General features: G+C 52.2%; 1 protein-coding gene. It reads left to right on the top strand.

All coding sequences use genetic code 11. The annotated features are described in order from the left end of the window. The first annotated feature begins 313 nt into the window (after window positions 1-313). The gene (locus GSQ89_RS26090) at window positions 314-829 is read left to right on the top strand and encodes a hypothetical protein (RefSeq protein ID WP_158930778.1); all 516 of its coding nucleotides are present in this window, start codon (window positions 314-316) and stop codon (window positions 827-829) included. Window positions 830-885 lie beyond the last annotated feature (56 nt).

Below are 885 nucleotides of genomic sequence, written 5' to 3'. Positions count from 1 at the left end.
GGTTGCGTAGGGTGGAGTGAACCTGCACCACTGATGATCGCCAATCCTTACCCTTTTGATCTGAGCGTCACCGGATCGATGCAGCGGACCAGTGTCCGTGAGGACAACCCGCACGCTCACAGCCCGAGATAGCCCAATGTATGCCGTTCTCGATCCAAATCGATCTGAGGTAACCCTCAAAAATGCCCCGAGTCTTGAGAAGGCCGTCGAATTCTTGACCCTGTGTCCGTCGAGCCGATGCGATTGATGACAAATCAGAGTCGGCGGTGGTACGATACGACAAAACTTGGGGGCGCGGACAATGGACCCACAGATGCAGTCTTTGCAAGAGGGGATCAATGAACGGCAAAATGATTTGCGGGAGTTGGTCAATATTCTCGGCCGGAAATCTTATAATATGCAGAGATTTTCCAATTGGATGAGGGTACTAACAATCGTTTTGTCTGCTATCTTGACTGCAAAAGGCGTCTCGGACAAGATTTTGGGGGCTGACGCCGCGATTCCACTCATTTCTTTCACTGCTATCGGGATCATAAATACAGCATTGCTCGGCGTAGAAGCGGCCTTCAAGTTCGAGAAGCGGTCGGCGGATATCAATACAATGTCCGCGTCTTGTCAGGCCGCGATGATAGCAGTCGATAGCCAATGGAGAAAGGAAATAGGATCCATCTCCGATTCTGACCTGAGGAAAGCCGCCAGGGATATACTAACAACACAAGATAAAGCCCTCACCGAGGCCCATCAGAAAGCTGCATCGTTAGGAATCCACTTGACGATTGCCCAGCGTGAACTTGAGAAACCTGACAATCAGATGCCATATGCTGCCTAGCTTCGCCCCATAACGCCGCTCCGAGCACGGCTGGCTAAGCGCCCCGCCACCCCACC

The organism is Acidisphaera sp. S103, from assembly GCF_009765975.1.
Lineage (GTDB): Bacteria > Pseudomonadota > Alphaproteobacteria > Acetobacterales > Acetobacteraceae > Rhodopila.
This window is presented reverse-complemented; position numbering and strand designations above follow the sequence as displayed.